This window comes from Sphingomonas sp. GW821-FHT12D09, from assembly GCF_058807215.1.
In genome coordinates, this window is sequence record NZ_JBXAQL010000001.1 from 678,181 (window position 1) to 691,126 (window position 12,946).

The window sequence follows — 12,946 nt, forward strand, 5'->3', positions numbered from 1 at the left end:
ATCTGAGTGATAGCGTTACCACTGCTTGACCTGTATATCCTTCCCGACAACGCTGACAAAAATAGCGGGAGAGGGAATATGAAGCTGCACCGCCACGAATTTGCGGGTTCGTTGATCGCCCTGGGCATTGCCCTTGCCGCCGCGGCACCCGCCGCCGCGCAGGACCAGCCCCGGACCTGGCTCGACGCCAGGCGAGCGCCCGACGAGCGGGTGAAGGCCGTGCTCGCCCAGATGACCGACGACGAGAAGCTGACCCTGGTCTTCGGCTATTTCGGCACCGATTTCCCGCCCAAGAACGGCTACAAGGCCCCCGCCGAGGCACGCCCCGGTTCCGCGGGCTACATCCCCGGCATCCCGCGGCTGGGCATTCCCGCGCAGTGGCAGACGGATGCGGGCGTCGGTGTCGCCACCCAGGGCGGTGCGGCGAAGAAGCGCGGGCGGACTGCCCTGCCCTCCGGCCTTGCCACCACGGCGAGCTGGGACGTGGGCCTGGCCACCGCGGGCGGCGCGATGATCGGCGCGGAGGCGCGCGCTTCGGGCTTCAACGTGATGCTCGCCGGCGGCGTCAACCTGATGCGCGAGCCGCGCAACGGGCGGAACTTCGAATATGGCGGCGAGGATCCGCTGCTCGCCGGCACCATGGTGGGCGCGCAGATCGCGGGCATCCAGTCGAACCACATCATCTCGACGGTGAAGCATTATGCGATCAATGATCAGGAAACCGATCGCGACACCGGCAACTCGATCATCGACCAATCGGCCGCGCGGACCAGCGACCTGCTCGCTTTTCAGATCGCGATCGAGAAGGGCGATCCCGGATCGGTGATGTGCTCGTACAACCGCGTGAACGGCACCCATGCCTGCGAGAACCCCTGGCTGCTCACCGACGTGCTGCGCCACGACTGGGGCTATAAAGGTTTCGTGATGTCGGACTGGGGCGCGACGCATTCGACCGCGCCTGCGGCCAATGCCGGGCTCGACCAGGATTCGGGCTTCCCGTTCGACAAGGAACCCTATTTCGGCGCGCCGCTGAAGGCCGCGATCGCGAAGGGTGACGTCTCCAAGGCCCGCCTCGATGCGATGGCGGGCGCGATCCTGCATGCGATGTTCGCTAGTGGCCTTTTCGACAAGCCGGTGACCGAGGCGCCGATGGACCTCACCCCGGCGATGCTCGCGACGAGCGCCGAAGTGACCCGCAAGGATGCCGAGGGCGGCGCGGTGCTGCTCCAGAACCAGGGCGCGATCCTGCCTCTCTCGCCGGCCATAAAGAAGATCGTCGTGATCGGCGGGCATGCGGACAAGGGCGTGCTCGCGGGTAGCGGCTCGTCGCTGGTCTATCCGGTTGCCGGCAATGCCGTGCCCGGGATCAAGCCGACGAGCTGGCCGGGGCCGGTAATGTATTATCCCGACGCACCGCTGGCCGCGATCAAGCGCCAGGCGCCGAATGCCGAAGTCGTGTTCGCCGATGGCAAGAGCACGGGCGATGCTGCCAAGCTGGCAGCGGGTGCGGACGTCGCAATCGTCTTCGCGACGCAATGGGCAGGCGAAGCATTCGACGTGTCGCTGACGCTCGAGGACGGCCAGGACAAGCTGATCGCCGCGGTCGCCAAGGCCAATCCGAAGACGGTGGTGGTGCTGGAAACAGGCGGGCCGGTGCTGACGCCGTGGCGCGACCAGGTCGCCGGCATCCTCGCCGCCTGGTATCCGGGCACCCAGGGCGGCAGTGCGATAGCCAACCTGCTGTTCGGCAAGGCGAACCCCTCCGGGCATTTGCCCGCGAGCTTCCCTGCAAGCGTGGACCAGTTGCCCAAGCCGAGCGCGCCTAACAAGGACGACACGACCTATGGCGAAGGCGCGACGGTCGGCTACAAATGGTATGACGCCAAGGGACTGACCCCGGCTTTCCCCTTCGGCCATGGCCTGAGCTACACCAGCTTCGCCTATTCGGGGCTGGCGGCACGTGCCGAGGGCGGCACGATCGAGGCGAGCTTCACGATCCGCAACACCGGCGCGCGCAAGGGCAAGGCCGTGCCGCAGCTCTATGTGGCGGGTACTGGCTGGGAAGCGCCGAAGCGGCTGGGCGCCTTTGCCAAGGTAGCGCTAGCGCCGGGCGAAGCGAAGAAGCTGACCTTGACCGTCGATCCGCGACTGCTCGCCAAGTTCGACGGGGTGAGCAACAGCTGGAAGATCGCGGGCGGGACCTATCAGGTGGTGCTGGGGACTTCGGCACGCGATGTGGTGGCGACGGTGGCGGTGACGCTCGAGGCCCGGACGATTTCGGTGGGGTGGCGGCCTTAAACGGGCCTGGCTCGATCTCCATTCCGTCATCCCGCGAAAGCGGGGATCCAGAGTCACGCAGGATATCGCGTTGTTACCCTGGATCCCCGCCTTCGCGGGGATGACGGCTAAAGAACAAGGCGCCGCCCTTCGCGCGCGCTCTCCCGCGCCATCTCGATGATCCGCAAGCCCAGCACCGCGTCCTCGCCGCTCACCGGCGCCGGCGCACCCTCGGCGATTGCCCGCGCGATGCCGGTGTAGAAGCCGCGATAATCACCCGTCTCGGTCGGCACGATCTCGCTGCCGCCGTCGGCGCGGGTGAGCTTGCCGTGGAACTGCGCTTCCTCGTCGCCGACCCCGGGATCGGAGTAGCGCGCGCCTTCCTTCACCCGCACCTCCTGCGGATCGAGGCCGTGCTTGACGAAATCCGCCCTGGTGCCGTGCAGCCAGAAGCGCGGGCGCGGCGTGACGAAGGTGCGGCCGGCGGAGAGCACCACGCGGCGCGATCCGTAGAACAGGGTCAGCTCGAAATAATCGTCGGCCCGCCCGCCTGGCCGCTGGACGGCGATGTCGGCGAACAAGGCCTCGGGCGCGCCGAACAGCTGGAGCGCCTGGTCGATCAGATGCGGCCCGAGATCGGCGAGGATGCCGGCACCGGCCTCGGGGTCTTCCTTCCACACGTCCGCGACTTCGAGGCGGAAGCGGTCCCAGCGCAGTTCGGCGAGCATCACCTCGCCCAGCGTGCCGCTGTCGAGCAGCTTGCGTACGGTGACGAAATCGCCGTCCCAGCGGCGATTGTGGAAGGCGCTGATCAGCAGGCGCTTGTCCTTCGCCAGCGCGATCAGCGCTTCACCGTCCGCGGTGTTGGTGGCGAAGGGCTTGTCGATCACGACATGCTTGCCCGCTTCCAGCGCGCGGCGCGCGAGCGGGACATGGGTGTCGTTCGGCGTAGTGACCACGACCAGCGCGATGCTCGGATCGGCGAGCAGTGCGTCGGCGGTGGTGACTGCAACATCCGGATACCGTTCGTGCACCTGGCCGGCGCGCGAGGTGGCGATGGCGGCCAGCTCCAGCTCAGGGACCGCATCGATCAAAGGCGCGTGGAAAGCGAGACCGCCCAGCCCATAGCCGATCACTCCGGTGCGGATCATGGCGATACTCCTTTATACTTCTGCCAAGCCATTTACGTCATCCCGGCCTTGCGCCGGGATCCCATTTCTTCTGCAGGCGAATGCCGCGGGACCCCGGCTCCAGGCCGGGGTGACGGAGGTCAATATGGGCCTGCAGCTGAAACAGGAAGAGGAAGCGTGATCCCGACCAGAAAGCCGGGATTAAGGAGGATGTTCAGATCGCGTATGTCGCCCGCTGCGGCCGGCTGAGCATCGCATTGGCCGCCTCGTCGCCGAGGAAGCGCTCGGCCACCGGATCCCATCTGAGCCGCCGGCCGGTCTTCATTGCGATATGGTGGAGCAGGCAGGTCGAGCAGGCGCGGTGGCCGATCTCGGCGGGGGCGCTGACCGGCACGCCCTCGAGGATCGCATCGAGCCAGTTCCGGTGCTGTTCCGGCGCCTTGTAGAGATGCACTTCGTTCGGGCCGATCACGCTGTCGAGTATCCTCGCATCGCTGGCGGTGAGCGGGATGTCCGCGGGCTTGGAAGGATCGGAGGACGAGACCTGGCTGGTGCGCTGGACAAAGACCCAGCCCTTGTCGCCGATGAACTTCACTCCGTTGGGCAGCGCACCCGAGATCGTCATCGTCACGCCGTTCGCATAACGGGCATGCGTCTCGAACGGGCCATGGACGTTCCACAGGCCGGACTTGGGGAACGCGGCGCTGCCCCAGATCTCGACTGGGCCGCTATGCTCCATGTCCATGCCCCAATGGGCGATATCGACATGATGCGCGCCCCAGCCGGTGATCATGCCGGCGCCGAACTGCTCTATGCGCAGCCAGCCGGGGCGATCCTCGAAGCTGGCCTGCGGATGGACGCCGATCTCGGTGTAGGGGATCTCCGGCGTCGTCCCGAGCCAGGCGTCGTAATCGAGGTTGGACGGGATCGGCATCGACGGCGCCGCGGGCCCCGAAGGGTCGCCGGGCAGGCCGATCTCGACATGCTCGAGCTTGCCGATCCGCCCGTTGCGGACCAGCTCGCAGGCGCGGTGGAATTGCGGCCAGGGGTCCTGCCCGCGCTGCTGCGAGCCGATCTGGAGGATCTTGCCGGACTTCTTCACTTCGTCGGCCATCCGCCGACCCTCGGCGATGGTCAGCGAGGCAGGCTTCTGGAGATAGACATGCTTGCCCGCCTGTACCGCACGCACGGCGAGCGGGGCGTGCTGGTGATCGGGGGTGGAAACCAGCACCGCGTCGATGTCGCTTGCGGCGAGCAACTCGCGATAATCGGTATAGCCGCGGGTGCCGGCGTAGCTCTTGCCGGTGCTGGCGGCATAGCGGTCGTCGACCAGCTGCATGCCGGCGCCGAGCCGCTTGGTGTCGACATCGCACACCGCGACGATCTGGGCGTCGGGGTGCTTGTGGATCTCCTTCATGTCGTGAGCCCGGCTGATCCGCCCCACCCCGATCGCGCCGATCGTCACGCGGTTCGAGGGCGCGTTCCGGCCGAACACGCTGGCGGGCACGATCATCGGCGCAGCGATGGCCCCCAAGGTCTGGCGTCTGGAAAGCCGCATGCCCCTCTCCTCCTCGTGTCAGGCCGTGACCGGCCGCGTGGCGTTCTTCTGTGCGGCGAGCACCAGCTCGGCGGCGAGCAGCGCCTGGTCCTGGTCTTGGGCCACGCTGCTGCGCTCGACGACATCGGCGACGAACTGCGGGCCGAACGGCAGATGGACCTTGGAGCAGTCCATGTAGCGCACGCCCTGCTTGTCGCAGATCAGCAGGTGGTTGCCGCCGGGCCGGCCGGCGACATCGACGTATTTGCGCAGCTCGATATAGCCCTCGGCGCCCAGGATAAAGAGCCGGCCGTCGCCCCAGGTCGGCAGCCCATCGGGGGTGTACCAGTCGACGCGGACATAGCCGGTGCCACCGTCGCCGGTGAGCATCATGTCGCCGAAATCCTCGAACCCCGGCTTGTCGGGCCACTTCAGGTTGCCGGTCTGCGACGCGACGACATGCGCGGTCTTCGAGCCGGTGTAGAACAGGAACTGATCGGCCTGGTGGCTGCCGATATCGGTGAGGATGCCGCCATAGCGCGCCTTGTCCCAGAACCAGTCCGGACGGCCCGCACCGACGCGGTGGGGGGCGAGGTTGACCGTCTGGATCACCTTGCCGATCTGGCCCTGCTGGACGAGCAGGCCGGCCTGGACCGCGGCGCGCACTTCGAGCCGCTCGGAATACATGATCGCGAACTTGCGCTTCGTCTCGGCGATCGTTCGGCGGACCTCCGCTAGCTGGTCGAGCGACGTGATCGCCGGCTTGTCACCGAGATAGTCCTTGCCCGCTCGCATCGCGCGGATGCCGAGCGGCGCGCGCAGGTCCGGGATCGGGGCCCCGACGATCAGCTCTATCGACTTGTCGCCGAGGATCTCATCCTCGCTGCGCGCGAGCTTGACCGCATTGCCATAGCGCTTGCGGAAGGTATCGACCTGCTTGGGATCGGCCGCGTAAAAGGCCTTGAGCACGCCGCCGCCGCGGAGCATCGCGTCGGTCATCGAATAGATATGGGCGTGGTCTAGCCCGATCACGCCGAAATCGAGCTTGTGCCTCACCCCCGGCTCGGGGCCGATCGGCGCGGCATTCTCCGACGGAGCGTTGCCCGAGCTTTGCGACTGGGCAAGCACTTCGGGCGGCAGCATCGCGGCGATGCCGGCAATGCCCAGGATCGAACGGCGGTCCATGTCGCGCTCCCTCACTTGGCCGGCGTGGCGGCGGTCTTCCAGTTGATCACGTGATAGGTCGCCGGCGTGTCACCGACATTGCGCAGCGCATGCGGCGAATTGGAAGCGTTGAAGATCACCGAGCCAGGGCCGAGACGCTCCCATTTGCCGCCGGACAGCGTCTCGACCATGCCCTGGTCGATGATCACCAGCTCCTCATTGGGATGCTGGTGCGGCGGGTGCGAGGCGAGGCCGGGGTCGAGCGTGGTAACGTGCATCTCCAGCTCGACGAGCGTCGCGGTAGGCTGGCGGACGAGGGTGCGGAGCGCGCCGACGTCGGTCTTCTGGACCGCGAGCTTGTTCCAGTCCCACACCGCCGGGCCGAGCACGGCCTGGTTCTGGGCGAGCGCGCTGGCGCCCCAGCCGCAGAGCATCGCGACCGCGGCGATGCCGAAATCCCTGCGCGTGATCCGCATGTCCCTCTCCTTTTTGGAGAGCCTATATCAATTGTACGAGTTTTGAAGTCCTATTTCTCGAACACCGCCGCTGCGCCGCCATTGGCGGCGAGGTCGAGCGTCAGCGTCTGCCCGTCCGCGACTCGCTTCTCGGTGAAGACCGGCGCATCGGGCTTGGCCCCGTCGGTCCACAGCCGCATCGCCGCACCCCTCTTGCCGAGGAACTCGAGCGGCACGGTGACCTTGCGCGCGGTCTCGCTGTTCATCGCGCCGAGGAACCAGCGGCTGCCCTTGCGGCGGGCGAGGACGATATACTCCCCGGTCTCGCCGGCGAGGTAGCGGGTCTCGTCCCAACTCCCCGGCACCGCCTTGATGAAGTCGAAGCCGGCGGGGCTGGCGGCATAGGTGTCCGGGCTGTCCGCCACCGCGGCGAGCGGCGAAAGGAAGACGACGTACATCGCCAGCCCATGCGCGCGGCTCGTCTGGACGAAGGGCAGGTCATTGCGGATGCGGAAGGCCTCGGGCGTCACGTTGCGGAAACCGCCCGGCGTATAGTCCATCGGGCCGATCAGCCCGCGGGTGAAGGCGAGCGTGACGTTATGCCGCGAAGTGTCGCGCCGACTCCACTTGTTGTACTCGGCGCCCATCACGCCTTCCTGCGTCATGAAATTGGGCCAGGTGCGCATCAGCCCGCGCGGCGGATAGGCGCCGTGGAAATCGACCATGAGGTGGTGGCGTGCAGCGGCACCGAGCAGGCGGGTGTACCAGTTGACCATCCACTGGTCGTCGCGGTCCATGAAATCGACCTTGATACCGGCAATGCCGAGCTTCTCATACTCGGTAAGCGCATCTTCCATCTGCTCGTCGAGCGCCTGCCAGTGCGTCCACAGCCAGAGGCGGACCTTCTTGGATCTGGCATAGTCCGAAACTTCCTGGAGGTTGATGGTCTCGGACCATTTGGTGATGTCGACACCCGGGCGCCGCACCCCGCCGCCGCCGGCGCCGGCATACCAGCCCTCGTCGATCATCGTGTAGGGCAGCCCGCTGGCCGAGGCGAAGTCGATCAGCGCCTTGGCGACCGCAGTGGTGCTGCGCTGACCAGGGAGCGCGGCGATCACTGGCCCATTCCACCAGTCCCAGCTGGTCAGGCCCGGCTTGATCCAGCTGGTGTCCTCGATCCGGCTCGGGGTGGAGAGGTTGGAGACCAAAGTGGACTCGTTCAATTTGCCGAGCTGGTCGGCGAGCATCACCACGCGCCAAGGAGTGACGATCGGACTGCCGATGCGCGTGTGCACCGCGATGCGATAGTCGTCGAGCGAGGGCGAGAGTTTGACCTGCAGCCCAGGCCCGCCATCGCCGCGGCCGGTGAGGTACATGCCGGCGAAGTCGAGCAAATCCGCCTCGGCGATCACGAAGGCAGCCTTGCCGGTCTCGCAGGCGAAGGGGACATCGAACAGATTGTGCTCGCGCAGGTGCGGCACATCGACGGGGTCGAACTCGCCTTCATGGCTCGAGCCGAACTTGCCGACATTGAAGCCCCAGCATTTGTAGCTGGGCGGGAAATAGAAGCCCGTGCGGTCATAGCGCACGATCGCCGCCGCGGTTTGCGGCTGGACGGGCACGACGGTGCGGAAGGCGACGCCGTCGTCATAGGCGCGCAGCACCACATCGAGCTTGCGCTTCGCCCCGCCCTTTTCCTGGAAATGGACGGTGAGCTGGTTGTAGTGATCGCGGCCTTCCGAGGCGTTGCCGGCGACGATCGGGTAGCGCGTGTCGGCCGCGGCGGTCTCGGAGCCGGTGATCGCCAGGCCATAGCCGAGCGTGTCTGCATCGAGATCGAGCAGGATCGGGGACGGGGCGATGACGATACTGCCGGCGCGCGAGATCGCATAGACCGGCGTGCCGGAGCCGCTCAGCTGGAGCGAGATGCGGTTGCTGCCGTCGGGCGAGGCCGCGGTCAGCACCTGCTGCGCGGAGGCGGGCACCGCGGCGAGCAGCGCCAGCGCGGCAAGGACCAGCCTCACGCCTTGTGCGCCTTCAGCACCGGGGCGAGCAGCTTCTCCATCGCGGCATAGCCCGCTTCGGTCGGGTGGACGCCGTCATAGGCCAGGCCCGGCTTCATCGCGCCCGCCGCATCGGCCAGGACCGGCGTGTAATCGACCCAGGTCGCGCGGGCGCGGCGGGCATAGCTGGCCAGCCAGGCGTTGATCGCGCGGATCGGCTCGACCGTCTCGACGCCGGGCCGCCACGGGAAGCGCCCCGCCGGCGGCACCGATGCAAGCAGCACCTTGATGCCGTTGGCCTGGGCGAGTTCGGTCATCATGCGCAGATTGTCGCAGCTCTGGCTGACGGTGATCTTGCCGGTGTTGCCGGCGATATCATTGGTACCGGCCATGATATGGATCAGCCGCGGCTTGAGCGCGATGACGTCGGCCATCATGCGCAGCACCATCTGCGGCGTGGTCTGCCCGCTGATCCCGCGGCAGACCCGGCCGGAGGTGAAGAAGGCAGGGCGCTTGCTCTGCCAGCCCTCGGTGATTGAATCGCCCATGAAGACGATGTCGACCTTGCGTCCCGAGGCGGTCAGCAGCTTGTTGTCGCTGGCGTAGCGGCCGAGCCAGGGCCAGTCTTCCTTGAGCTGGCGCTGGCGCTTGTCCTCCCAGCTCTCCTGCGCCCGGGCGGTGCTGGAAGCGACGGGGAAGAACAGCATCCCGGCAAGGAATCCACGGCGAACGATCGGCATCACGGCGTCTCCGGCATCGGACGGTTACCGGCAACCTGCCCTTCCGAACAAAAGCCCGCAAGTTATCGCAGACAGGGCCGTTTAGGGGAACGACCCGGCATTGTGCGCGAATGACCGGATCGCGTTCGAAAGCGTACCGCGCACCAGTTCGTTTCCTTGCCGCCGGACGGGTAAAACCGGGGGTCCGGCGGCAAGTGAACGGCTTTCTCTCTCAGTGGGCCGAGGCCATCTCGCCCTCGGCACGGACCACCGGCGCACGACCGGCCGCGATCGCGAACACGCACAGCGCGACATAGCAGGCCGCCGGCAGGATCAGCGCGAAGGCATAGCCATGGGCGCCGGAGATCAGGCCGACCAGCAGCGGCAGCACCGCGCCGCCGACGATCGCCGTGCACAGCAGCCCCGAGGTCGATTCCGCGCTCGCGCTCGAACGCTCCAGCGTCAGCGTGAAGATCACCGGGAACATGATCGAGTTGAACAGGCCGATCGCCAGCGCGACGAAGCCGGCGGTGACACCGCCCACCGCCACGACATAGAGGCACATCGCCGCGGCAATCGCCGTGAACAGCGCGAGCAGCTTGTGCGCCTTGACCTGGGTGAGCAGACCCGAGCCGATCAGGCGGCCGACCATCGCACCGCCCCAATAGAAGGCGACTGCCTTGCCGGCTTCCTGGAGCGAGACGCCGGGCACGCCGTCGCTACCCATCAGATAGCCGAGCAGCGGCACGTTGAACGCCGCATCCGACTGGCCCCAGATCGTGTTGGCGTTGAGGAACAGCGCCATCTGGGTACCGATCGACACTTCCGCGCCGACATAGAGGAAGATGGCAAGGCCGCCGAGCAACGCCCATTTGGACGAGAAGGCGGAGAGCAGGCCCGCACTCGAAGCCGGCGCCGGCGCCGCTTCGGTGACGACGCGGCGGCTCAGATAAAAGAATACCGCCAGCGCAGCGATCAGGCCGCATATCCAGAAATAGGCCGAGTCGATGCCGGCCAGCGCGTCGGCGCGAATCTCGGGCGTGATCACCGTGCCCGACTTCACTTCGACGCCCTTGAGGAAGAGGTGTGCGCCGAGCAGCGGGCCCAGGAAGGTGCCGACCGAGTTGAAGGTCTGGCTCAGCACCAGCCGGAAATGGCTGCCCTTGGGATCGCCCAGCGCCGCGGCGAGTGGGTTCGCCGCCACCTGCAGGATGGTGATGCCGCTCGCCAGCACGAACAGGCCGAGCAGGACGAGCCAGTAATTGGCGGCGTTTGCGGCGGTGAGCATGATCAGGCAGCCCGCGATCATCGTGACCAGCGCCGCGATGATCGAAGGCACCGCCTTGAGCTTGCTGACCAGGGCGGCGGCGGGCAGCGAGACGACGAAATAGGCGAAGAAGAACGCGAACGCGCTCGCCTGGGCCTGGAAATCGGTGAGCGTGAAGATGCCCTTCACCGCGGCGACCAGCGGATCGACCAGCGAGGTGATGAAGCCCCAGGCGAAGAAAAGCGTGGTGACGGCGGCGAAAGCCAGCGTCGTCTGCGTCGAACGTGCGGATGCCAAGATATCTCTCCCTGCGGACTTCGCCCGCTCCTTCGGATGGCGAGCGTTTGAACTAGGGTGGTCCGACAACGTTGCCACTGTCAAGGCGCTGCGACGAAAGGTTTGAATTCGGCGCTCGCCAGCCGGGCCTGGTTTGGCATAATAGCAAGCGGCGATTCAGGTCGCCCGGCCCATGGGCGGCCGCGAAGGAGATTTGCGAGTGATCAAGGTGTTTTCGGGACGGACGGCTCGCCGGGCTGCATGGACCGCGCTGCTGGCCGGAATTGCGGCGCCCGTCGTTGCGCAACAGGTCGCGCCTGCGCCGCAGGCAAGCCCTGCGCCCGCGCTCCAGGCCGTCCCCGTGCCGCCGTTCGTTCCCAACCCGCCGGTGGTGCTGCCGGTGCTCACCGCTTCGCAGGCGGCGGAGCTCGCGCCGGTCCTCACCGAAGCCGGCTTCGCCCAGGGCCTGCGCCGCGTCGGCGATCCCACCCCGAGCTTCAAGGACAACGAGACGCTGGTCCGCGCCGCGCTCGATTATGCCCGCGCAGTGCATTCGGGCCGCCTCGCCGAGGCCGACTTCGATCCCAATTGGGGCCTGCGCCCCACCGCATATGATCCCCTGCCCGCCTTTGCCGAAGCGGTGAAGCAGAACCGGCTGGGCGCGTGGCTGCGCCAGCTGCCGCCGCCCTGGGCGGGATATGACACGCTCCAGGCCGGCCTCGCCACCTATCGCAAGATCGTCGCGAATGGCGGATGGAAGCAGCAGGGGGCGGGTCCGGACCTTGCCGTCGGCGCCAGCGGTGCGCGCGTGGCTGCGCTGCGCACGCGCCTCGCGGTGGAAGACCCGCAGGTCGTCGCCACCGGCGCCGCCTTCGATGCCGAGCTGAAGGATGCCGTAGTCCGCGCCCAGCGCCGCTACGGGCTCAACCCCACCGGTGTGGTTTCGTCGGGGACGCTCGCCGCGCTCAACGTGCCGGCGCAGGACCGGGTCGGCCAGATCATGGCGAACATGGAGCGCTGGCGCTGGCTGCCGAGCGAGCTGCCGGCCAAGCGCATCCAGGTGAACATCGCCGCCGCGGTGCTCACCGTGTTCGAGGGCGATGCCCCGATCGCATCGATGAAGGCCGTCACCGGCCGCCCCGGCAACGAGACGCCGATGCTCCAGTCGAAGATCCACTCGATCGTGCTCAATCCGCCCTGGAACGTGCCGACCGGCATCGCCCAGAAGGAGCTGTGGCCCAAGGGTGAGGCAGCGCTGAAGGCGCAGGGCTACAAGATCATCGGCACCGGCGCGAACCGGCGCCTGCAGCAGCAGCCCGGCCCGAAGAGCGCGCTCGGCCGCTACAAGTTCGACTTCCCGAACAACTATGCCGTGTATCTGCACGACACGCCGTCGCAATCGACCTTCTCGAGCTTCAGCCGGCTGGCCTCGCACGGCTGCGTGCGGCTGGAGAAACCGGGCCCGCTCGCCCAGCTGCTGCTGCGCAACGATCCGAACTGGCAGCCCGATCAGATCAACGCCGCGCTCGCTAAGGGCGACACGCTGCGCGTGAGCCTGCAGGAGCAGGACCAGGTCTCGGTCTATCTGCTCTACTGGACCGCCTTCGCCAATGCGAACGGCACGATGAACTTCCGCGGCGATCCCTATGGCTGGGACAAGGATCTCGCGGCAAAGATCGAGAAACGCTCCGCGATTACTGCGGCTGCCGTTTCCGCACGTTGAGAAAAGGGGAATAGCAATGAAGATCCGCACTTTCGCGCTGCTGGGCGCCGCCGGCCTGGCGCTCGCCGCCTGCTCCGGTAAAAAGTCCGAGGACACGACCGCGAACGAGACGATCGTCGCGAACATCGGCGAGCCGGACAACTACACCAATGTGACGATCAGCGAGCCGGCCCCGCCGGTGACGAGCAACGCTGCCACCACGCCGCCGCCGGTCGCCGATCTTGCTCCCGACGCGCAGACTCAGGACGATGCCGACGCGACGGGCATGACCGCCAAGGTCGACCGCAACGCCAGCGAAGGCCAGCCGGCGAACTAACCCTCACCGCCATTCCCGCGAAGGCGGGGATCCAGGGCAACGGAGCGACGTCCTGCTCGGCTCTGGATCCCCGCCTTCG

The 12,946-nt window shown here is 67.2% G+C and carries 10 protein-coding genes; 3 read left to right on the top strand and 7 right to left on the bottom strand.

What is annotated here, in order from left to right; all coding sequences use genetic code 11:
• Nucleotides 1-78 precede the first annotated feature (78 nt).
• Nucleotides 79-2,298: a beta-glucosidase family protein gene (locus tag AC1RPL_RS03250; RefSeq protein WP_493067817.1), complete on the top strand. Its 2,220-nt coding sequence runs from the start codon at nucleotides 79-81 to the stop codon at nucleotides 2,296-2,298.
• Between the two features lie 107 nt (nucleotides 2,299-2,405).
• On the opposite strand, the gene AC1RPL_RS03255 is transcribed toward AC1RPL_RS03250, so the two are convergent.
• From AC1RPL_RS03255 to AC1RPL_RS03285, 7 genes are all read right to left on the bottom strand, one after another.
• Nucleotides 2,406-3,428, bottom strand: coding sequence for an oxidoreductase (locus AC1RPL_RS03255; protein ID WP_493067818.1), 1,023 nt, complete (start codon nucleotides 3,426-3,428; stop codon nucleotides 2,406-2,408).
• Nucleotides 3,429-3,621: 193 nt separating this feature from the next.
• The gene (locus tag AC1RPL_RS03260) at nucleotides 3,622-4,965 is read right to left on the bottom strand and encodes a Gfo/Idh/MocA family protein (protein ID WP_493067819.1); all 1,344 of its coding nucleotides are present in this window, start codon (nucleotides 4,963-4,965) and stop codon (nucleotides 3,622-3,624) included.
• Between the two features lie 18 nt (nucleotides 4,966-4,983).
• Nucleotides 4,984-6,129, bottom strand: coding sequence for a Gfo/Idh/MocA family protein (locus AC1RPL_RS03265; protein ID WP_493067820.1), 1,146 nt, complete (start codon nucleotides 6,127-6,129; stop codon nucleotides 4,984-4,986).
• An 11-nt stretch (nucleotides 6,130-6,140) separates the two neighbouring features.
• On the bottom strand, nucleotides 6,141-6,584 hold the full coding sequence (locus AC1RPL_RS03270) for a cupin domain-containing protein (protein WP_493067821.1): 444 nt from the start codon (nucleotides 6,582-6,584) through the stop codon (nucleotides 6,141-6,143).
• A gap of 50 nt (nucleotides 6,585-6,634) precedes the next feature.
• Nucleotides 6,635-8,587 carry a glycoside hydrolase family 97 protein gene (locus tag AC1RPL_RS03275; protein WP_493067822.1) on the bottom strand — a complete coding sequence of 651 codons (1,953 nt, stop codon included), beginning with the start codon at nucleotides 8,585-8,587 and terminating at the stop codon, nucleotides 6,635-6,637.
• Nucleotides 8,584-9,306 carry a GDSL-type esterase/lipase family protein gene (locus AC1RPL_RS03280; protein ID WP_493067823.1) on the bottom strand — a complete coding sequence of 241 codons (723 nt, stop codon included), beginning with the start codon at nucleotides 9,304-9,306 and terminating at the stop codon, nucleotides 8,584-8,586. The genes AC1RPL_RS03275 and AC1RPL_RS03280 overlap by 4 nt, the downstream gene beginning before the upstream one ends.
• 211 nt (nucleotides 9,307-9,517) lie before the next feature.
• A complete protein-coding gene (locus AC1RPL_RS03285) occupies nucleotides 9,518-10,849 on the bottom strand; it encodes an MFS transporter (RefSeq protein WP_493067824.1) in 1,332 nt (443 codons plus the stop codon).
• Between the two features lie 199 nt (nucleotides 10,850-11,048).
• On the opposite strand from AC1RPL_RS03285, the gene AC1RPL_RS03290 reads away from it, so the two are divergent.
• Together AC1RPL_RS03290 and AC1RPL_RS03295 are read left to right on the top strand one after the other, a co-directional pair.
• Complete coding sequence (locus AC1RPL_RS03290; RefSeq protein ID WP_493067825.1) at nucleotides 11,049-12,551, top strand: L,D-transpeptidase family protein; 1,503 nt, start codon at nucleotides 11,049-11,051, stop codon at nucleotides 12,549-12,551.
• Between the two features lie 16 nt (nucleotides 12,552-12,567).
• Complete coding sequence (locus AC1RPL_RS03295; protein WP_493067826.1) at nucleotides 12,568-12,867, top strand: hypothetical protein; 300 nt, start codon at nucleotides 12,568-12,570, stop codon at nucleotides 12,865-12,867.
• Nucleotides 12,868-12,946: the final 79 nt, after the last annotated feature.